This is a genomic window from Corallococcus sp. M7 (assembly GCF_054512695.1).
Genome location: NZ_CM137252.1, coordinates 9,377,665 through 9,398,142, shown reverse-complemented (window position 1 = coordinate 9,398,142; position 20,478 = coordinate 9,377,665). Strand labels below are relative to the sequence as shown.

18 protein-coding genes are annotated in these 20,478 nt (G+C 70.4%); 12 read left to right on the top strand and 6 right to left on the bottom strand.

Annotation, left to right across the window (positions count from 1 at the left end; translation table 11 throughout):
* Window positions 1-81 precede the first annotated feature (81 nt).
* Genes gloA through ACX114_RS37830 form a run of 3 tightly spaced genes read right to left on the bottom strand, consistent with a single transcriptional unit; the run spans window position 82 to window position 2,506 of the window.
* Window positions 82-468, bottom strand: coding sequence for a lactoylglutathione lyase (gene gloA / locus ACX114_RS37840; RefSeq protein ID WP_120621752.1), 387 nt, complete (start codon window positions 466-468; stop codon window positions 82-84).
* 38 nt (window positions 469-506) lie between these two features.
* Entirely contained in the window at window positions 507-1,202 is a 696-nt protein-coding gene (locus ACX114_RS37835; protein ID WP_459292585.1) for an HNH endonuclease, read from the bottom strand.
* The gene (locus tag ACX114_RS37830; protein ID WP_459292583.1) at window positions 1,199-2,506 is read right to left on the bottom strand and encodes an AAA family ATPase; all 1,308 of its coding nucleotides are present in this window, start codon (window positions 2,504-2,506) and stop codon (window positions 1,199-1,201) included. Before ACX114_RS37830 ends, ACX114_RS37835 begins: the two co-directional genes overlap by 4 nt.
* A 193-nt stretch (window positions 2,507-2,699) precedes the next feature.
* Between ACX114_RS37830 and hemL the strand changes: the two genes are divergently transcribed.
* Window positions 2,700-3,995, top strand: coding sequence for a glutamate-1-semialdehyde 2,1-aminomutase (hemL, locus tag ACX114_RS37825; RefSeq protein WP_459292581.1), 1,296 nt, complete (start codon window positions 2,700-2,702; stop codon window positions 3,993-3,995).
* Window positions 3,979-6,702 (top strand): serine/threonine protein kinase, encoded by a 2,724-nt coding sequence (locus tag ACX114_RS37820; protein WP_459292579.1) that lies wholly within the window; start codon window positions 3,979-3,981, stop codon window positions 6,700-6,702. Before hemL ends, ACX114_RS37820 begins: the two co-directional genes overlap by 17 nt.
* Here ACX114_RS37820 and ACX114_RS37815 read toward each other — a convergent pair whose 3' ends face one another.
* Window positions 6,703-7,569, bottom strand: coding sequence for an outer membrane protein (locus ACX114_RS37815; protein ID WP_459292577.1), 867 nt, complete (start codon window positions 7,567-7,569; stop codon window positions 6,703-6,705).
* A 108-nt stretch (window positions 7,570-7,677) separates the two neighbouring features.
* Window positions 7,678-10,347 (bottom strand): sensor histidine kinase, encoded by a 2,670-nt coding sequence (locus ACX114_RS37810; protein WP_459292575.1) that lies wholly within the window; start codon window positions 10,345-10,347, stop codon window positions 7,678-7,680.
* 262 nt (window positions 10,348-10,609) lie between these two features.
* Here ACX114_RS37810 and ACX114_RS37805 point away from each other — a divergent pair, with 262 nt between their 5' ends.
* From ACX114_RS37805 to ACX114_RS37775, 7 genes are all read left to right on the top strand, one after another.
* Window positions 10,610-10,888: a PqqD family protein gene (locus tag ACX114_RS37805; protein WP_459292573.1), complete on the top strand. Its 279-nt coding sequence runs from the start codon at window positions 10,610-10,612 to the stop codon at window positions 10,886-10,888.
* 569 nt (window positions 10,889-11,457) lie between these two features.
* A complete protein-coding gene (locus tag ACX114_RS37800; protein ID WP_459292571.1) occupies window positions 11,458-12,081 on the top strand; it encodes a hypothetical protein in 624 nt (207 codons plus the stop codon).
* On the top strand, window positions 12,078-13,388 hold the full coding sequence (locus ACX114_RS37795; protein WP_459292569.1) for an MFS transporter: 1,311 nt from the start codon (window positions 12,078-12,080) through the stop codon (window positions 13,386-13,388). The genes ACX114_RS37800 and ACX114_RS37795 overlap by 4 nt, the downstream gene beginning before the upstream one ends.
* Window positions 13,385-15,514 carry a carbohydrate binding family 9 domain-containing protein gene (locus ACX114_RS37790; protein WP_459292567.1) on the top strand — a complete coding sequence of 710 codons (2,130 nt, stop codon included), beginning with the start codon at window positions 13,385-13,387 and terminating at the stop codon, window positions 15,512-15,514. Before ACX114_RS37795 ends, ACX114_RS37790 begins: the two co-directional genes overlap by 4 nt.
* Before the next feature lie 21 nt (window positions 15,515-15,535).
* Window positions 15,536-16,378: a class I SAM-dependent methyltransferase gene (locus ACX114_RS37785; protein ID WP_459292565.1), complete on the top strand. Its 843-nt coding sequence runs from the start codon at window positions 15,536-15,538 to the stop codon at window positions 16,376-16,378.
* A 4-nt stretch (window positions 16,379-16,382) separates the two neighbouring features.
* Window positions 16,383-17,213 carry an MbnB/TglH/ChrH family RiPP precursor modification enzyme gene (locus ACX114_RS37780; protein WP_206787116.1) on the top strand — a complete coding sequence of 277 codons (831 nt, stop codon included), beginning with the start codon at window positions 16,383-16,385 and terminating at the stop codon, window positions 17,211-17,213.
* Window positions 17,210-17,803, top strand: a complete 594-nt coding sequence (locus ACX114_RS37775; protein ID WP_459292563.1) for a hypothetical protein — start codon at window positions 17,210-17,212, stop codon at window positions 17,801-17,803. Before ACX114_RS37780 ends, ACX114_RS37775 begins: the two co-directional genes overlap by 4 nt.
* Before the next feature lie 16 nt (window positions 17,804-17,819).
* Here ACX114_RS37775 and ACX114_RS37770 read toward each other — a convergent pair whose 3' ends face one another.
* The gene (locus ACX114_RS37770; RefSeq protein ID WP_459292561.1) at window positions 17,820-18,314 is read right to left on the bottom strand and encodes a YbhB/YbcL family Raf kinase inhibitor-like protein; all 495 of its coding nucleotides are present in this window, start codon (window positions 18,312-18,314) and stop codon (window positions 17,820-17,822) included.
* Between the two features lie 384 nt (window positions 18,315-18,698).
* Between ACX114_RS37770 and ACX114_RS37765 the strand changes: the two genes are divergently transcribed.
* Genes ACX114_RS37765 through atpB form a run of 3 tightly spaced genes read left to right on the top strand, consistent with a single transcriptional unit; the run spans window position 18,699 to window position 20,430 of the window.
* On the top strand, window positions 18,699-18,965 hold the full coding sequence (locus ACX114_RS37765) for an AtpZ/AtpI family protein (protein ID WP_459292559.1): 267 nt from the start codon (window positions 18,699-18,701) through the stop codon (window positions 18,963-18,965).
* Window positions 18,962-19,375 carry a hypothetical protein gene (locus ACX114_RS37760; protein ID WP_459292557.1) on the top strand — a complete coding sequence of 138 codons (414 nt, stop codon included), beginning with the start codon at window positions 18,962-18,964 and terminating at the stop codon, window positions 19,373-19,375. The genes ACX114_RS37765 and ACX114_RS37760 overlap by 4 nt, the downstream gene beginning before the upstream one ends.
* Window positions 19,375-20,430 carry a F0F1 ATP synthase subunit A gene (gene atpB, locus ACX114_RS37755; RefSeq protein WP_459292555.1) on the top strand — a complete coding sequence of 352 codons (1,056 nt, stop codon included), beginning with the start codon at window positions 19,375-19,377 and terminating at the stop codon, window positions 20,428-20,430. The genes ACX114_RS37760 and atpB overlap by 1 nt, the downstream gene beginning before the upstream one ends.
* The last annotated feature ends 48 nt before the right edge of the window (window positions 20,431-20,478 follow it).

Below are 20,478 nucleotides of genomic sequence, written 5' to 3'. Positions count from 1 at the left end.
GCGCGAAACATCGAGCGGAAAGTCCCGTCCGCCTGCCTGCCCATGCCCCCCGTGTCCACGGGAGGGCACCCCGGGGGTGGGTCAGGTCTTCTGCTGGATGAGCTCCACCTTGTAGCCGTCCGGGTCCTCCACGAAGGCGATGACGGTGGTGCCGTGCTTCATGGGGCCGGGCTCGCGGACGACCTTGCCGCCGGCCTGCCGGATGGCGTTGGCGGTGGCGTGGATGTCGCTGACGCCCAGGGCGATGTGGCCGTAGGCGGAGCCCAGCTCGTACTTCGCCGTGTCCCAGTTGTGGGTCAGCTCCAGGGCCGGGTGGGTGTCCTCCGGGCCATAGCCGACGAACGCGAGGGTGAACCGGCCGTCCGGGTAGTCCTGGCGGCGCAGGAGCGTCATGCCGAGCACGCGGGTGTAGAAGTCGAGCGACTTCTCCAGGTCGCCGACACGGAGCATGGTGTGGAGGATGCGCATGCGGTGGCTATAACCGCGCTTGAGTGTAGGTGCGCAGGCTAAAGCGCCCCGCCCGCGCGGGGGACGGGCCGGGTGGACGCATCGAAGCAGGCCCGGGCGGTGCCGGTGAACGCGGTGATGAGCCGCTGGCGCATGTCCGCGTCGCCCGCGAAGACCGTCATCCAGATGGACCAGTGGCCCAGCGCCGTGGCCTGCCGGATGACCAGCCTTCGCATGTGGGGCGTGTCGGAGGCGGCGAGGCAGTCCCGGGCTTCTTCCGCTCGGGCCCACGCCTCCCTGCGATGCTGCCAGCGGCGGTCGCTGGCCCGGGGATTGTGGGGTGGCAGCCGGTCGAGCCCCGTGAGCTGGAGCGTCCGCTCCGCGCGGCGTTTCTCCTGGGGGCTCAGATTCGGCGCCACGGTCACCACCCCGTCCGCGGCGTGGACGAAGGCGCGGGCCGTGTTGTCGCGGTCCGGCCAGTAGTAGCTCCCCAGGCGGATGCGTTTGGCGCTCTTGGTGCTGTTGCAGTTCACGCAGGCGAGCAGGAAGTTGTGCCAGTCCCGCGCGAGCCCGGGGTGATGCTCCTGCGGGAGCATGTGCTCCACGGCGAGGCTGGCGTTCATCCGGCCCTCGCAGAACGAGCAGTACTCACCCATCCGCTCGATGAGCGCGCCGCGCGCCTCCGGGTAGTCCGTGAAGGTGCGGCGCACGCCCTCATGGTCGACGGGCCAGTCCCCCCGCTCCACGGGTCTCACGACTCGTCTCCGGGGAGCCCGGCCTTGCCTCGCTGCATCTCCAGGAAGGCGTGGTAGGCGACGTCGTCGCTGAAGGGCGCGGAGAGCTCGTCCAGCTCCTGCTTGAGGCGCTGGAGCTCCTTGCCCTTGGAGCCCTTCGCCTGCTCCAGCGCCGCGTAGTACTTGCGCGCCGCCTCCATCATCACCTGATGGCGGTGGCTGCGCTGGGGAAGCTCCACGCCCATCACCTCCTGCGCGATGTCCTCGATGCTCCGGCTGGGGAGCGTCTCGCGGGACTGGTCATCCAGGTTGATGAGCTCGTTCTCGCGCAGCGACTGGACGATGAAGGGCGAGTGGGTCGTGGCCACGAACTGCAACTGGGGGAAGACCTTGCGCAGGTCGTCCACCACCTCGCGCTGCCAGTTGGGGTGCAGGTGCAGGTCCAGCTCGTCGATGAGGACGATGCCCGGCGTCTGGGACGGCGCCTGCTCACGCAGGTGCGGATTGAGGGTGGCGGAGCGGTAGGCGATGTTGCCCACCATGGCCAGCATGCTCCGGGCGCCGTCGCTCAGCATGTCGAAGGGCAGTTGGACGCCGTCCTTCTTGCTCGCGACCAGCATGCCCAGCCGCAGGTCATAGCGGACGTCCGTCCAGTCCCGCATGCACTCGCGAAGCGCGTGCTTCACCGCGCCCAGCGTGCCGAGCGCGCGCCCCTCCTGGAGCTGGATCAGCTCCATGGTCTTGAACCAGGAGACGAAGTCCTTGTGATTGGAGGAGGGGTCCAGGCACCCGTGATAGCCCCTGAACCGCGAGCGGGGCTTGAGGACCTTCGCTCCATCCGACGCCGCGGACTGGCGGGCCCGGCGCTGAAGCCAGAGGCGCCCGGTGCCGTAGTAGGCGATGAGCGGCAGGACGACGTCCTTGCCCTTGCGGACCTGGGAGCGCCAGGACAGCGTCCGCTTGGACAGGTCGGAGGTCTGTCCATGGGTGGTGTGCTTGTTGGGGCCTTCGAGCGTCCGCGCCCACTCCAGGCTCTTGCCCTCGATGAGGCCCCGGCATCTCACCTCCACGGGGTAGAGGGCCTCCAGCGTGGGGATTTCGCCGTGGGTGTGCATCACGCGCCGCACGTCATCGCGGTGGATGCCGGGCGGGGTGGCGCCCTCCAGGTCCAGGAAGATGGCGCCCGCCGCGATGGAGAGCGCGTCGAGGATGGCCGTCTTGCCCGTGCCGTTGTCGCCGATGAGCACGTTGAACGAGGGCGAGAACTCGAAGGCTCGCGACGCGAATCCACGGAAGTTCTTGACCTCGATGCGCTCGATTCTCATCGGTGCTTTCGTCGGGACCTGTGGGACATCGGGGCCGCCAGTATCTTCCAGGTCCCTGGCGACGCACGTGAATTCCCCACGTTGCGAAGGCGCCCCGGTCAGCCAGGCAGGCGTCCGCTCGGGGGTGAAAAGGCGACATCGGAGGGCCACTCGGGGCGGGGACGGGCGTCCGGCGCGTGTTATGGAACCGGCCATGAAACACGCTCAAAGCCAGGCCCTCTTCGCCCGTGCGCAGGCGCGCATCCCGGGTGGCGTGAACTCTCCGGTGCGTGCCTTCCGTGGCGTGGGAGGCGACCCCGTCTTCTTCAAGGAGGGCTCCGGCGCGTGGCTCACCGACGTGGACGGCAACCGCTACGTGGACCTGGTGGGCAGCTGGGGCCCGCTCATCCTCGGCCACGCGTACCCGCCCATCGTGGAGGCCATCCTGGAGGCCGCTCGGCGCGGCACCACCTTCGGCGCGCCCGTCGCCGCGGAGGTGGAGTTCGCGGAGCTGCTCTGCGCCACGGTGCCTTCGGTGGAGAAGGTGCGTCTCGTCTCCTCTGGCACGGAGGCCACGGTGGCCGCCGTCCGCGTGGCGCGCGGCTTCACCGGCCGCGACTCCATCCTCAAGTTCGAGGGCTGCTTCCACGGCGCGGGGGACCCGTTCCTCGTGAAGGCGGGCAGCGGCGTGGAGACGCTGGGCCTGCCGGATTCGCCGGGCGTGCCGTCCGCGCTGGCGTCGCTCACGCTCACCGCGCCCTTCAACGACCTGGAGGCCGTGGAGCGCATCTTCAACGAGAAGGGCAAGGACATCGCCTGCGCCATCATCGAGCCCGTGGTGGGCAACATGGGCGTGCTGGTGCCTCGCCCCGGCTACCTCGAGGGGCTGCAGAAGCTCTGCCAGAAGCACGGCGTGCTCTTCATCTTGGACGAGGTGATGACGGGCTTCCGGCTGGCTCGCGGCGGCGCGCAGGAGCTGTACGGGCTCAAGCCGGACCTGACCACGTTCGCGAAGGTGGTGGGCGGCGGCATGCCGCTGGGCGCGTACGGCGGCCGGCGCGACATCATGGCCAAGGTGGCGCCGGAGGGGCCGGTGTACCAGTCCGGCACGCTGTCCGGGAACCCGGTGGCGGTGGCGGCGGGCATGGCGTGCGTGAAGGCGCTGGCGGCGCCGGGGACGTACCAGCGGCTGGAGCACCTGGGCCTGCTGTTGGAGGAGGGCTTCCGCGCGGAGGCGAAGGCGGCGGGCGTGCCGGTGACGGTGAACCGCGTGGGCAGCATGCTCACGGTGTTCTTCACGGCGGAGCCGGTGTTTGACTACGCGTCCGCGAAGAAGGCGGACACGGCGAAGTTCGGGCGCTTCTTCCACGCGATGCTGCAAGAAGGTGTGTACCTGCCGCCCAGCCAGTTCGAGGCGGCGTTCGTGTCGCTGGCCATCGGCGAGCCGGAGGTGGCGCACGTGCTCGCCGCGGCCCGCAAGGCGTTCCGCGCGCTTGGCGACGCCCGTTGAACCAGAGGCCCTGACCGGGCCCGTGCGCTTTGGCCCCTATACCCTCGTGCGCCGCATTGGCGCCGGGGGGATGGGGGAGGTCTTCCTCGCGCGCGAGGAGGGCGTGGGGCGCGCGGTGGTGGTGAAGAAGGTGCTGCCGGGGCTGGTGGACAGCCGGCAGTTCGTGGGCCGCTTCCGCGACGAGGCCCGCGTGGTGGTGCGGCTGGCGCACCCGAACATCGCGCGCGTGTACGCGATGGGCGAGGTGGACGGGCAGCTGTTCCTCGCCATGGAGTACGTGCTGGGCAAGACGCTCAGCCGGCTCGCGTACCGGCTCAGGCAGCGCCAACGGATGATGCCCCTGGGGCCGCTGCTCCAGATGGGCATCCGGCTGTGCGAGGGCCTGGCGTACGCGCACGACGCGACGGACGAGGCGGGGCATCCGCTGCACCTGGTGCACCGCGACCTGTCCCCCGCGAACGTGTGCGTGAGCTACGCGGGCGAGGTGAAGATCATCGACTTCGGCGCGGCGCAGTCCACGCTGAAGGAGCAGCAGACGGCGCCGCGCGTGGTGATTGGCAACCTCACGTACATGGCGCCGGAGCAGGCCCGCAAGCGCACGGTGGACCGGCGCGCGGACCTGTACGCGGTGGGCGTGGTGTTGTGGGAGTTGTTCTCGTGGAAGCCGCTGTCGCAGCGGGGCGACCCGTTGGAGCGCTGGCGGCGCGCGGCCTATCCGCAGTGGGAGCCGGCGGGGCGCTACCGGCAGGACCTTCCGCGCGCGGTGGACGCGTTCCTGGCGCGAGCGCTGGCGTCCGAGCCGAACGACCGCTTCCCCACGGCGACGGCCATGGCGGAGGCGCTGGGCGCGCTGAAGGAGAAGCTGGCGCCCAACGTGACGGATCAGGACCTGGTGCGGCTGATGTCGGCGGCCTTCCCGCGCGAGAAGGTCATCGAACAGCAGATGCTGGACGACCTGCTGCGCGAGCAGCCCGAGCGCGCGAGCACGCGTCAGGAGTTTCCGTCCGTGCTCGCGCCCCCCGGGGCCGTGGACGCGGCGGAGGCGCTCCGCGCGCAGGAGGACATCGCGACCGAGGCGCTGGACGCGGCGAAGTTGCGGCAGGCGGAAGGCGCGGACGCCGCGATGGCGAGGCCACCGGAGAGCACCCGCGCGGGCCCGGAGGCCGGCGCTCGGGACGCCGCGAGGCCGCAACCGCCGGAGTACGCCAGCGTGGGGCAGCAGACCGAGGCCCTGGACGCGGCGAAGGTGGAGCAGGCGCTGCGCGCGGCGGCGGAGGCGCAACGGCTCCGGGCGGAGTCTGGCGACTCGGCGGAGCTTCCGCGCAAGGCGCCACCGCCGCGGCTGCACAACCTGGAAATCACCGTGGATGCCTGGCTGCCAGGCATTGGCGCCGCGGAGCCCACCACGCCGGGACTTCCTCCCCTGACGCCAGAGGCGGCCACGGCCCCTTCAGCCGCGCGGACACCGGGCCCGGGCGGCGAAGACGTCACCTCTCCCAGCGCGGCTCCCGCGCGGAGCACGGGGCCGGTTCCTCCCAAGGGCCCTGGGGCCGCGCCATGGACGCCCGGACCGGGCGAGGACGAGGCCACCCCTCAGGAGGCGGCTCCCAGCCCGCTGGAATCCCGTGGGGGCCCGGGCTCCGAGGACACCACCGACCCGGGTGAGCGGACCCCCACGCCCACGGGCAGGCAGGCTCCGGCGGAAGAACCGTCTCGGCCGGATTGGAATCCGGGCGCGGACGCGAAAGACTCCGTTACACACCTTCGAGCGTCTCACAGTGAGGGGCCCCCCCCGGCCCCGGAGGACTCACCGATGCAGAACCGCCCCTCGCGCCCGGGCTGGACTCCTGGCGCAGGCAGTGAGGACTCCACCACCAACGAGCGGCCCGCGCGCAAGAGCGCCACGGGCCTGCCCGCCGCCGGCAAGGGCGGCTGGACCCCGGGCTCCGGCGAGGACGACGCCACCGAGGGCGCCGGTGCCTCACCCATGACCTCGCGCCCGGACACGGACGACGACGCGGACGATGAGGGCACCGACGTCGACAATCCCAGCCGCCCCAAGGCGAACCCCGCGCCGCGCGCCCCGCAGTCGCGTCCCCAGACCTCCGTGGGCCCCGCGCCGCAGTCGCGACCGGCGGCCTCCGCGGGCGCCGCCCCCCAGTCGCGTCCCGCGGAAGCCTTCCCGGACGCCACCCGCCCCATGTCCCAGGACGAACTGCCGGTGCCCTGGACACCGCAGGGCGCGGGCGAAGCCACCGAGGCCCTGGAGGCCGCGAAGATCTTCGGCGCCCTGTCCCAGACGACGGGCAACATGCCGGCCTACCTGGACGAGAAGGCCACCCCCTACGTCGCCCCCAAGGAGGCCCCGCGCCGCAAGGCCCCCGTGGTGGACGAGCGGCCCCACGAGACGCGCCCCATGCAGGTGCGGACCAAGACGCGCGAAACGCTCGTCGGCTACGACATGGACATCTCCGAGGCGCTCCGGCAAGCGGAGCTGAAGCGCCGCGAAGAGGAGCTCGCCGCCCAGAAGCGCGGCAAGAAGAAGCCCGCGAAGCCGAAGTCCGCGGGCGGCAACCCGCTCCAGGGCCTGTGGCCCATCCCGCCCCAGTACCGCTTCTGGGCCATGCTCGCGGTGGTGGCGCTGGCGTGCGGCCTGGGCTTCGGCGTGATGTGGCTCTTCCTGAACGGCGGCGAAGGCGGCGCCTGATCAGTCCAGCGCCGGCAGCCGGTACTGGACGCCCAGCGACACGGTGGCGGTGTTCAGCCAGTTGCTCGTGAAGCCGTCGCCGAACTCGTCGTCGTTGTCGTCCGACGTGCCTCGCGCGCCGCCGCCCAGGTAGCGCAGGTTGAGGAACACGTCGACCTGGTCGGTGACGCGTACGCCGCCGCGCAGGCTCGCGTCCAGCAGCGCTCCTGTCGTGGCCGAGTCGCTATCGCCGTTGATGATGGCCGCTGGCGCGTAGCTGCCATCCGCCTCCAGCCCCACCCACCAGTTCGGGCCCAGCGGCCACCGCACGCGCACCTTGAGCAGCGGCACCGGCCCCACGTCCCGGCTGGTCCGCCGCAGGGTGCCGTCCGCGGACGTGAAGACGAACGTCGCGTTGCGAAGCTGGAGGGAGGCGCCCACGGACAGCTCCCGCTCGGGGCCGCCGAGCAGGTCGTAGAGGTAGCTGGCCCGGTAGAACGGGAACGCGTAGCGCACGTCCAGGTTCGTGTTCTCCGGGAACGTGAGCTCGTCAATCGTGACGTCCCGCCGCAGCACGACCTGCGTCTGGAGGTCCAGCGGCTGCACCAGGAACACCAGCGTGTGCCGCCCGCGCAGGGACAGCTCCGCGCTCAGGCGCACGAACGTGTAGAGGTTGTCCTGCCCGCCGTCCTCCGGGAAGCGGAAGATGGTCCCATCACTGCCCTGACGCAGGCTGTGCGACAGGACGTCCAGGAAGCCCAGCTCCGCCACCGCGCGCAGCTCCACGCGGGGCTCCTCCTTCCGCGGTGCGTCCTCCGCCGCGCGAGCGGAGCCCGCCATTGCGAACAGCCCCGCCACCAGTCCTGCCACGACTCGCGACCCGCGCATGGTCTTCCCCTGGGAAGTGCATCCTCGAGGCCGGCAGCAGACGCGACCCGGGCGCGCGAAGGGGATTTTCGAGCGGGGGACTGTTCACTCTCCCCCGCGAGCGTCCCGTCACGCGCCCGTCAGGGGCAGGTTCGGCGCCACCGGCGGCTCCAGCGGCAGGAAGAGGCGGAAGATGGTGCCCTTGCCCGTCTCCGGCGCGTCCAGCGACACCTGACCCACGTGGGAGTCGATGATGCGCTTCACCACGGCGAGCCCCAGCCCGGTGCCCTGGGCCTTGGTGGTGAAGAAGGGCTCGAAGACGCGCGCGCGCAGCTCCGCCGGGATGCCCGGCCCCGTGTCGCTGATCTCCACCTGCACGCCGGCCCGGTCCAGCCATGCCTTGCGCGCTGACACGCGCAGCGTGCCACCCTGGGGCAGCATGGCCTGCACGGCGTTGAGCGCCACGTTGAGGAAGCACTGGCGGATGAGCCGCTCGTCCACCGTCACCGACGGCACGTCCTCCTCCACCACCCACTCCACCCGCACCTGGGACGGCGAGGTGCCGCCCACGTCGGCGAGCGCGCTGCTCACCGCCTCCTCCAACAGCTGCGTCACCGACACCGGATACAGGTGCGGCGACGGAGGCCGCGCGAACGTGAGCAGGTCCGCGACGATGCGGTTGAGCCGGTCCGCCTCCTCGCCCACGATGTCCACCAGCGGGATGGCCGGGCTCTCCGGCCCGATGATGCGGCGGATGGTGGCCACCGAGTTGAAGATGGCGCCCAGGGGGTTGCGCACCTCGTGGGCCACCACCGCGGACAGCTCACCCAGCGCGACCAGCCGCTCGCGGTTCACCAGTTGCTCCTGTGCGCGCGCGAGCTCCGCGTAGCTCTGCTTCAGGTCCTCCACCAGCCGCGCGCCCTCCAGCGCCAGCGACAACTGGTTGGCGATGGCGTCCGCGCGCTCCAGCTCCGAGGGCGTGAAGCGGCGCGGCCGGCGCGTCTCCACCATCACCGCCACGCCCACCATCTGGTCATGCACGGCGAGCGGCAGCACCATGTACGACTGGGCCTCCGCGGCGCGGCGCAGCTCGTCGTCCGCCCGCACCTCCAGCCGCGCGTCCTCCACGCGCATCGGCTGGCGCGTGCGGAACACCTGGCTCGCGAGCGAGTTCGTCGACGGGTCCAGCGACACATGGCGCCCCACCAGCTCCGGGTGGCCGCCCGTCGCCGCGCGGATGGCGAGCCGGTTTCCCTGGGCATCCGGCAGGAGCACGTACGCGTCCGGCACGTCCACGATGCGCGCCAGGCTGGTGACGCCCGTGGCCAGGAGCCGGTCCAGCTCCAGCGTGGCCGCCAGCGCCTTGCCCACCTCGTGCATCAGCGCCAGGTCCTCCGCCCGGCCGCGCACCTCGTCCAGCAGCCGGTGGGACTCGATGGCCGCCGCGAAGTGCGTGCCCATGGCCTGGAGCGTCTCCACCTCCAGCGCGGTGAGCCGGCGGCGCGCGTGGAACAGCACGCTCAACGTGCCCACGCCGCGCGAGCGCACCCGCAGCGGCACCGACACCAGCGTCTGGAACGCCAGCGCCCGGAGCGCGTCGCGCGTGGGCGCGGGACACGTCTCCGCGTCCAGCACCTGCACGGCGTCCGGCATCCCGCCCGGACGGGGAAGCGACCCCAGCCGCGCGCGGCGCACGCGCGCCACCGCGTCCTCGGAAAGGCCGCGCGCGTACACGAGCTCCAGGGACTCGCCCGACTCATGCCGCGTGTCCGCGGGCAGGAGCAGGCACACGGCGTCACTGCCCAGCAGGCCCGAAATCTCCTCCGTGCCGGAGCCGAAGAAGGCGCGCGGGTGGGGCGCGGAAGCGGCCTGTGACGCCAGCCGTCCCAGCGCGGTGAGCGCCGTCGCGCGCACGCTCAGCCGCTGGATGGTGCGTGCCGCGTCCAGCGCGGAGGACACCTGCTGGCCGAACAGCCGCACCGCCGCCACGTCCTCCTCGCTCAGCCAGTCGGAGGCCAGCACCAGCATGGCCATGGGCGCGTTCTCCACGTCGATGCGCACGCCCACCGCCCGGTGCGTCTCCACGCGCCGGAACACCGCCAGCACCGCGTCCATGCGCGCTTCGGAGACGAACCGCGACGCCTCCACGCCCAGGTCCTCCACCCACGCATCGCCTTCGCGCCAGGTGCGCACCAGCGCGGGCGCCCAGCCGCCGGGGGCTTCCACCCGCACGCGGCCTCCCAGGGATGGCGCGTGCGGCACCAGCCGGGGGGACAGGCCCGCCACGGACAGCTCCACGCCCACGCCCCGGGGCGTCAGCCACGCGAAGCCCAGCTCCAGCGCCTCCAGCCCCCGGAACACCTCCTCGCGCACCGCGTCCTCGGAGTGCAGCGCGCGCACCGCGCTCCCCAGCTCCGCCAGCCGCCGCAGCACCATTCGGCGCCGGACGCGGGACGTCACATCGCGCACCTGCACCACCCAATCCCTGGCATGCGGATGCACGGTCAATTCCACGCGCAGCCCGCCGGTGCCCACGTGCAGCCATGCCTCGTAGGTGCCCGCCACGGGCGACGAGCCCAGCCGCCGCGCGAGCCGATCCGCCGGGTCCTCCATCGGCCCCGGCTCCCACAGGAGCGCCGTCACCGGCTTGCCCACCAGTTGCTCGCGCGCCACGCCCAGCAGGCGCGACAGGGCGGTGTTGGCGTGGATGAGCAGGCCGTCCCGAAGCACGAACACGCCCAGGGGCATGTCGTCGAAGAGGCGGTACACCGCCTCCGGTTCCTCGGAAACCGTCCCCACCCGACGGTTCGTGCGCTCTGTGCTCCTCACCCCCCTACCTTCGCACCCCTGGCCCCCCGCGGTGAAGCCACCCCCGCCCGTCAATCGCCCACCAGCGCACAACAGCCGGGCTCCGCTCCGGACCGGCCCGGCGCTTCAGGACCCGGCACGTTCTCAAACCCTCTCATGAACCCCCAACCTGAATCCTTGCATGTATTGACAGGGTTTATCGAGGCGTTTAGAAACATGGAATTGTGACAATGCGGTTTCAGAGGGGGATGTCTTGAACCTGCCCCACGCGGCTTCCGGCGTCATCGTCCAACAGCAGGACGGAGCCTTCTTCCTCCTGGATACGGAGGGCGGAGAGGTCTTCCGGGTGAACGAGACCGCCGCGCGCATCTTCGAGCTGTGCCAGGGCGGCACGTCCCTGGAGGGAGCGGTGGCGTCGCTGGCGCTCCGGCTGGGCGCCGTGGGCCAGGAGGAGGCCATCCGCGCCGACGTGCAACGCACCGTGACGCAGTTCCAGCAACTGGGGCTGTGCGAGCCCTCGCGTCCCGTCTGACTTCTAGCCGTCCGCTGAAGCGCCATTTCCCCTCGTGAGAGGGACAGGCCGGGCCATGCCCTGAGCCTTTTGGGAATCCCGTGTGCCCGGGTCGCCCCGGGTGCGCGTGATGCCAGACGTGAGACGTGTTTTCACGGCTGGAATGAAGCACCGGAGTGTTGGCAGGCAATGTCAGACCCCCTGTCCACACTCCGCCATGTTTCACCGCAGTGAACGCAGCAAACCACCCAGGAGAATCACCATGTACATCCAGTCCGAGATCGTCCGCGTGTCCGCGTCGTCCGACAAGTGCACCTGCTCCAACGGCATGGTCATCGCCTCGACGACCGTGAGCGCGGAGTAGTCGCTCCCGTCGTTTCTCTTCAAAACCCAGACATCCATCCCAGGAGAACCACCATGTACATCCAGTCCGAGATCGTCCGCGTTTCCGCCGCCACCGACAAGTGCACCTGCTCCAACGGCATGGGCGTGATCGTCGTCGCGGAGTAACGCGTTTCATGGCCGGGAGGAGGGCCTCGGTCCTCCTCCCGGCTGTGTCTTTCCTCGAGAGCGCCGACACGCCCCCGCCCATGCTGCCCGCATCCACGCAGTTGTTGCTCTTCACCCAGGCGGACGTCGGCGGACACGCGCTCTTTCGAGTCGTGCCCGTGGCGGTGTCCGTGCGTCCCGGCCAGGGACGGCTGTGGACGGACGTGTCGCGGGGCAATGCCTTCACCGCCGCGTGGCAGGACCATGCGCGCCACCTGTCCTCGGTGGGCCGCGCGCGCTACGCGCTGCCGTGGGATGAGACGGACCTGCACGTCTCGCCGCGCGGCCGGAACGTGACGCTGGATGGCCGGAGCGCGTCGCTGCCGCTGTTCGTCGCGTGGGTGGCGCTGCTCGCGGGGCTGCCGCTGCCGTCGCCCTTCCTGGGCACGGGCGTGGCGCTGGAGGCGCATGGGGAAAAGCTCGCGCCCGCGCCGCGCGAGTTCCTCCAGGGAAAGCTGGGCGTGGCGCAGTCCTACGTGACGCAGGTGTTTCCGCGGGCGGAGCGGGTGGCGGTGTTCGTGCCGGAGGGCAGCGGGTTCGACGCGGCGCCCCTGACGGCGCTGGACGTGCGGCCGGTGCCCACGCTCACGAAGGCGGTGGAGGCGGTGCTGGGGCTGAAGCCCCGCGCCGCCGGAGCCGATGGCGCGGAAGGGGTGGGGGGATGATCCGCCAGGGCGTGGGGGCCATCCGGGAGATGGTCGGGCTGACGCGGGGGCTGGGAAACCTGCGGGTGATGCTGGGCTCGGGGCTGCTGGGCATGGCGGCCTCCGGCCTGCTCAACCCAGTGATGCCGTTGTACCTGCGCGAGCGCGGGCTGGGCTTCCAGGAAATTGGCGCGCTCTACACGGTGGGGGCGTTGCTGCCCATCTTCGTGCAGCCGGTGCTGGGGGCGCTGTCGGACCGCCATGGGCGCAAGCCCTTCGTGGTGGGCCTGTCGCTCGTCACGTCGCTGATGGTGCCTGCGGTGGCGCTGGCGGACGACCCGCAGCCGCTCGCCGCCGTGATGATCCTCAAGATGCTGCTGTCGCGCAGCGCGGCGCCGGTGTCCAACGCGATGGTGGCGGACTTCGCGCCCGCGAAGCAGCGCGCCACGCTCTTCGCGCTGCTGGATGCCACGTCGAACCTGGTGTTCGTCGCCGCGCTGTTCGCTTCTTCCGCCGTCATCCGCACGCTGTCGGTCGCGGGCACCTTCTTCCTCGCGGGCGGCCTGTTCCTCGCGGGCAGCCTGCTGCTCTTGGGGCTGGATGAACCGGCGCGTCCTCCGCGCGCGGAAGGAGTGCGCGGTGGCGCGGGGTGGGGCCTGGTGTTCCGGGGCCTCTTGTCGCCGTTCACCTACGTGAAGGACCGGCCGGGCGCGGCGGCGCTGTTCCTCTGGCAGTTCTTCTTCACCTTCGCGCTGGCGCTGTTCCCCACGTACCTGCCGCTGTACGCGGTGGAGCTGGGCGCGCCCCGGGAGGCGGTAGGGCCGCTGGTGGCGGCGTCATGGCTGACGTACGCGTTCGTGCAGCCCTTCGGCGGGCGGCTGTCGGACCGGATGTCGCGGCGCGTGGGGTTGATTGCGCCGGGCCTCGCGGGCATGGCGGTGATGGCGGCGGTGCTGGGGGCCGCGGGATGGCTGCCGGACGGCGCCGCGCTGGTGGCGCTGGTGGGGGCCTGGGTGCTGCTGGCGATTCCCGACGGCCTGCACCGCTCCTCCGCGTCCGCGCTGGTGGTGGAGCAGTCCCCGGCGCCTTCCGAGCGCGGCCGGTTCATGGGCGCGCTGGGCGCCTGCGGCGCGCTGGCCTCCGTGCTCGCGCCCGTCACCTACGGCTTCGTCGCTCAAGCAGCCGGCATCGGCTGCACGTTCCTTCTTTCATCGGTGTCCCTCGTGCTGGCGCTCGGCTGTGTGTCGCGCGTGCGCGAGGCGTCCTCACACGTCACGCCTGAACCGGCCCCCGTGGCCGCCCTCACCCCCACCTCGGAGCCCGGATGAGCCCCCTTCGCCACGTGTGTCGCTGGGGCACCGCGCTGTTGGCCGCGCTGGTGCCCACGCTGGGACACGCTGATTCGACGTACAAGGTCACCGCCACGCGGACGCAGGACGCCATCACCATCGATGGCAAGGGGGATGAGCCCGCGTGGCAGGCGGCCCCGGAGATTTCCGGCTGGTACCTCACGCGCGTTGACTACGGCAAGCCCGCGCCGGACGACACCAAGGTCCGCATCCTCTACGACGAGGACAACCTCTACTTCCTCTTCCACTGCATCGACTCCAAGCCGGAGCGCATCACCGGCTACACGGTGCAGAACGAGGGGTTCCTCCACCAGGAGGACAACATCACCATCATCCTGGACACGTTCCTGGACCACCGGAACGCGTACTACTTCTGGACCAACCCGCTGGGCGTGCGCACCGACGGGCGCATCGTGGATGACGGCGAGGCGTTCTCCACCAACTGGCGCGGGGAGTGGGAGACGAAGTCCACCATCGTGAAGGACGGGTGGATTTCGGAGGTGCGCATCCCGTTCGCCAACTTCCAGTTCGAGACGAAGGATGAAATCTCCTTCGGCATGCTCCTGGACCGCGAACAGTCGCGCAACCAGGAGTGGAGCAACTGGACGCCGGACGGCGTCAACAGCGCGAAGGTGAGCCGCTACCCGCACCTGGAGGGGCTCAAGGGCATCAAGCCGCGCTCCATCTTCAGCATCACCCCGTACGTGGCCACCACGGTGGCGCTCAAGACCACGGACGACCGGGGCGTCTTCCGTCCCAACGTGGGCGCGGACGCGCGCATCGACCCGACGCCCTGGCTGTCGGTGAAGCTCACCGCCAACCCGGACTTCAGCGACGCGGAGGCGGACCAGAGCTTCCTGCTCCTGGACACGGACATGCCGCTCTTGCCGGAGCGCCGCTCGTTCTTCACGGAGAGCGAGCACCTCTTCATCGCGCCCATCAACGTCTTCACCTCGCGCCGCATCGCGCTGCGGCCGCATGACCGGGTGTGGGGCGGCCTGCAGCTCACCGGCAAGCTGGGGGGCTTGAGCTTCTCGATGATGGACGTGCAGCACCGCGACCTCACCGGCCGGGACGCCAACGGCCGCGAGGTCTTCGAGAACGTCAACTCCGGCGTGCTCCGCCTGCAGCAGGACATCGGCAAGCGGTCGATGATCGCCCTGGTGGCGCTCAACCGCAGCGGGCGGGGCGGGCTCTTCGGGGACTCGGACTTCCAGACGGTGGGCGTGGACGGCAACTTCCACCTCTTCGAGGAGTTCTTCATCCAGGCGCAGGCGCTGAAGAGCTGGAGCCCGCTGGGCAACGAGGACTCGGACGCGTACCACGTGGTCCTGCACCGCTTCGACACGCTGTCGGAGTTCTGGTTGCAGTTCGAGGACATCGGGAAGAACTACGCGAACCCGCTGGGCTGGACGCCGGTGGTGGACAAGCAGGGTTACAACTCGCGCCTGTTCCTGAACCCGTTCCCCAAGTGGCGCTTCCTGCCGCGGCTGGACGTGACGTGGGACTCGCTGTGGCGCCGCAACCACGAGGGCGAGCGCACGCGCTGGCGCAACCGCCTCAACGTGCAGCCCTACCTGCACCACGACTTCGCGCTCTACCTGGAGGGCATCTACGACGACAACCTGGGCTTCCGGGACCGGCTGGGCACGTTCGGCTTCACCCTGTTCCCGCACGACTGGCAGAGCTACACGCTGACCGCTGTCGCCGGCCGCTTCCTGGGCGGGGAGATCCGCGGCTTCAACGGCGCGGCGAACATCAAGATTGGCCCGCACATCGTCGCGCGCTTCAGCGGCTTCTACACGCGCAACTTCAACGTGCCGACGAACAGCGACCTCTACGGCACGTCCGGAGACGGCTACAGCTTCTCCGGCTACGCGCAGCTTCGCTACCACTTCAGCCCGGACCTCTACGCGCGCCTGACCTTGCAGAAGGGCGGCGTGTACGAGCTGGCGGACTACAACTCCGTGAAGGGCACGTTCCTGGACGCGATGGTGGGGTGGCACTACCGCCAGTGGAGCGACATCTTCCTCGTCTACACGGATCAGCCCTTCGGCGGCTCCCAGGAGCGGCGGATCCTCTCGAAAATCTCCTTCAACTACTGACCTGTCCCGAGGGCCATTCGCATGACCTCCGCCGATCCGCAGAGCCTCAAGCGCCGCTACGACGAGGTGTCCCCGAAGTACGACCAGGGAGCGCCGGACGCCACGGCCATCAAGCTGTTCTGGCTGACGTACGAGCACCTCACCTGGAAGCCGGTGGAGGCGCTGTTGCCGAAGGACGGCACGGCCTGGCGCGTGCTGGACGCGGGCGGCGGGGGCGGCAAGTTCGGCACGCGCTTCGCGGAAGCCGGGCACCACGTCACCGTGCTGGACATCTCTCCAGGCATGCTCGACGGCGCGAAGGCGCAGTTCGCCGCGAAGGGGCTGCTGGACCGGGTGACCTTCGTGGAGGGGAACGTCGCGGCGCTGGACCTGCCGGACGCGGCCTTCGACCTAGTCTTCTGCGAAGGCGACCCGGTGTCGTACTGCCTGGAGGCGTACCCGAGCGCGGTGAAGGAGCTGGTGCGCGTGGCGAAGCCGGGCGCGCCGGTGGTGCTGGGCGTGGACAACCGCTACGAGGCGTTCTCTGGCTACCTGAAGATGGGCAAGCCGCAGGAGGCCTTCCGCACGCTCCACGACGGCCGCACGACGTGCCCGTATGGCCTGCCGGTGCACGCCTTCACGGTGCGCGAGCTGGAGCGCGCGGTGGCGGACGCGGGCGCGGAGCTGCTGGAGATCTTCGGCAAGCCGGTGATGTTCTTCGACATGCTCAAGGCGATGTCGACCTCGCACGGCGGCACCGCGGAGAAGCCGTGGGATGCGTGGGCCGCGCGCGAGGAGATCCTGGCGTTGCAGGAGAAGCTGGCGCACGAGGGCTTCGCCGTCCTGGGACAGCACTTCCAGGTGATGGCGCGGCGCAAGGGCTGAAGCCATGGGCCTTCCCTTCCTGGGCGTGGGGCTCAGCTATCGCTGGGACCTCAATCCGCACCTGGCGCGTGGCAACCCCGGCGTGGACTGGCTGGAGGTGACGCCCGAGCACTTCCTGCCGCTCACGCCGGACTCGGAGCGGCGCCTGGAGCTGCTCGCGAAGCGCTACCCGCTGGTGGGCCACAGCCTGGAGCTGTCGGTGGGCTCGGATGGCGTGGACGCGCCCGGCTACCGGGACGGCCTGAAGCGCATCCGCCACGTCACGAAGAGCGTCTGGCACGGAGACCACCTGTGCTTCACGCGCGTGGGGAACCTGCCCCTGCGCGCGCTGACGCCGGTGCCGCTGACGGAGGAGGCGGTGGCCACGTGCGTGCGCAACGTGAAGGCAGCGCAGGCGGACCTGGACGTGCCCTTCGTGGTGGAGAACATCGCGTATCTCTTCCACACGCCGCTCAACACGCTGGATGAGGCGGAGTTCCTGCGCCGCGTGGTGGAGGGCGCGGACTGCGGACTGCTGCTGGACTTGCACAACCTCCATTGCAACGCGGTCAACCACGGGTTCGACCCGTATGCCTTCCTGGACCGTCTGCCTTTGGAGCGCGTGGTGCAGGTGCACCTGGCGGGCGGCGTCACGATGGAGGGATTGAGATTGGACAGCCACTCCGCGCCGTCGCCGGAGGAGGTGTGGCGCTTGTTGGAATACGTGGCGCCACGCAGCCCGGTGCGCGGGGTGAACTTCGAGATGGACAGCGGCTTTCCTCCCTTCGCGCGGCTGGTGGAGGAATTGGCCCGCGCACGCGCCATCCTCCAGCGCTGCGGTGCGAGCGCGGCATGAGCTACCCACGAACGCTGGAAGTCCTGGCGCGGCTGCACGTGGACCCCCGCTTCCGTGAAGCGTGGCGCCGCGACGCTCTCACGGCCCTGGCTCCGCTGGACCTGACGCCGTTGGAGGCGGAGGCACTCCAACGGGTGGAGCCGGTGGTGGTGGAGCGCGCCGGCCGGATGATGGACTTCCACCGCACCGAGCGCGTGCGCGAACAGCTCCCCTGGGTGGACGAAGCGAAGCGGCCGGAGCTGGCCCCGCTGCGAGCGCGCTTCCTCCAGGACGTGCCGCCGGAAGTGCTCAACCGCGAGGAGGCCATCGCGTACTGCCACTTCCTGGAGACAGGCGAGCACGCGAAGCTCCCCGCGTACGTGCCACAGCTCGCCCGGTGCGAACGGCTGCGTTTGTCGCTCGCGTGGGGTCTGGCCCCGATGCCGGCGTCGGGGCCGCGCGTGGAGTCCTTCGATTATCCCGTGCTCACGCTGCTCGCCGCGCTGGACGCGCCGGGCTGGCCCCGGGTGGAGCCGAAGCCCACGCGCGTGGAGTACCTCAAGGTGCCGGGCCTGCCCGCGGTGATGACGCGCGAGCTGCCGTCACCTTGAGGTGCCCCGTGCGCCTTCAGTGCTTGCGGTGGTGCGTCTTCTCGTAGGTGCCCATGAGCTGGGTCTCGCCCACGATGTGGCCCTGCATCGCCTTGAGCAGCTCCGTGCGGGTGGGCTGGTTCAGGTCCGGCAGCACCGTGTCCAGGGCATACAGCTTGAAGAAGTACCGGTGGCTCCCGATGGGAGGCATGGGGCCGCCGTAGTCCTGCCGGCCGAAGTCGTTGCGCCCCAGCTTCACCCCGTCGGGCAGCACGTCCAGGGTGGCCCCGTCCGGGATGTTCTGGGCGTTGACCGGGAGGTTATAAAGGACCCAGTGGCAGAAGGTGCGCTGCGGGTTCGCCGGGTCCGGCGCGTCCGGGTCCTCCACGATGAGCGCCAGGCTCTTGGCCCCGGCGGGGAGGTTCTCCCAGTGAAGGGGAGGGGCCTTGTCGTCGCCCTCGCCGGTGTAGGCGATGGGGATGGGCATCCCGTCCTTGAACTTCGGAGAGGTGAGCTCGAGCGGCTTCGGCATGCGTGACTCCTTGGGCATGAACGGCCAACGTGACCCCTGCCAAGCTGGCGATGCCGCGGCCCCGGTGCTGAGAGACGGAGGGCGCTCCGCCCGGCCGCCCGTCACCCCCCTGGAGCCTGGCCGCCGCTGATCCACCGGGCGCCCCCCGGGACGCCTGCTCTTTTGAGCCCCTCCTACAGAGGAGAAACCACCCCCATGGACCCGGCGCCGTGGTAGCTGCGCTTGCGGGTGCCGCAACCGCTGCTGGCGGTGGGGCGTCCCGCGCCCCCGTACCGGTTGCACGCGCCGCTCATTCGGTGCTAAGCGGCGCCCGCGCGTGTATGGGCGGGGTCGGGGTTGGTGAAGGAAACCCAAGACTTTCCCGGGGTTTGGTGAGGCGTCCGCATGGCAGACCAGGAGCCTCGGAAGCAGGCGGACGAACCGGGCAGTGAGCTGGGCGAGACGGCCCGGCAGATGCGGGCGGCGGAGCCGTACATCTCCGCGGTCTGGAAGCTGGTGGGCGGGGCGGTGGTGGGGGTCCTGGGAGGGTACTTCCTGGACAAGTGGCTGGGGACCGCGCCCTGGCTGCTCCTGGGCTTGAGCCTGGTGGGGATTGGCGTGGGGTTCTACGGCTTCCTTCACGCGATGGCGCGGCTGGGGAAGCGCAAGTGACGGGGACGGGCGGACAGTTGAAGCGGGACCCGTTCTGGACGCACGCGGGGCTGGCGGCGGCGGTGATGGGCGTGGGCGGGGTGGTGGCGGCGGCGCTGCCGAAGGTGACGGAGGACCGGGTCTCCGCGCTCCTGGGCGTGGGCATCGCGGCGGTGACGGGTGTGCTGGCGCTGGTGCTGAAGCGGCGCGCGTCGTTGCAGGCGGATTTGAAGGCGGCGTTGAAGGTGGTCGGTGTGGTCTTCGCCCTCAGGGGCGTGGGCGTGGGGATCGGGCTGGCGTGGGTGGTGTCCCGGAATTTGAGCGCGATCGCGTTCGTGGGCGGCTTCTTCGGCGTCTACTTCGCGCTGCAGTGGATTGAAGTCAGCTACGTGATGGCCGCGTCGAAAGACACGGCGGGCGGAGACGAGTGATGCGCAAGGCAATGGTGCTGTTCGCCTGTCTGTTCGCGGGCGCCGTGTGGGCCTCCGACCCGGCCGGCGAGCACGGTTACGCGAACGAGGACAAGGACGCCGAGGGCGAGGACGTCGCCGGCTACATCCTCCACCACGTGTCCGACTCGAACGAGTACGAGTTCGAGATCCCGCTCAGCCACAACCACATCCCCATCCACCTGCCGCAGATCCTCATCCCGCTGAAGGATGGCGCCTGCACGCCGGTGGCCGACCCGCACGGCGGCGGCCACGGCGAGGTCTACCCGGACCTGGGCGCCGGCTGCCTGGACCTCTCCATCACCAAGCACACGGTGATGATGTGGCTGGCGGCGCTGCTGCTCATCGGCTCCATCCTCATCTGGAGCAACCGCGACAAGACGAAGCTCGTGCCGCGCGGCGCCGGGGCGAACCTCTTCGAGATGCTGGTCCTCTTCGTCCGTGACGAGCTGGCCATCAAGAACATCGGCAAGGAGGAGGGCCCCCGCTACGTGCCCTACCTGCTCACCGCGTTCTTCTTCATCCTCTTCATGAACCTGCTGGGCCTGTTCCCCTGGATGGCGACCGCCACGGGCAACATCGCGGTCACCTGCGGCCTGGCGCTGTGCACCTTCTTCGTCACGCAGGCGGCGGGCATCCGCGCGGCGGGCATCGGTGGCTACCTCAAGCACCTGACGGGCGGCGTGGCTCCCTGGCTGTGGCCCATCATGATTCCGGTGGAGTTCCTGGGCCTGTTCACCAAGCCCTTCGCGCTCACCATCCGTCTGTTCGCCAACATGCTGGCGGGCCACATCGTCATCTTCTTCCTGCTGGGCCTCATCTTCATGCTCCGCAACCCCGCGGTGGCCCTGGTGAGCGTGCCGTTCGCCTTCGGCATCTACCTGCTGGAGCTGTTCGTGGCCTTCGTGCAGGCGTACGTGTTCACCATGCTGTCGGCGCTGTTCATCGGCATGAGCGTGGCCATGGGCCACCACCACGACGAGCACCACGAGACGGGCCACAGCCACGACCACGGCAAGGCGCACCACGTCGGCTGAGCCGTCCGTTCCAAGTTGACGGGGCGCACGTCGGGTGACGGCGCGCCC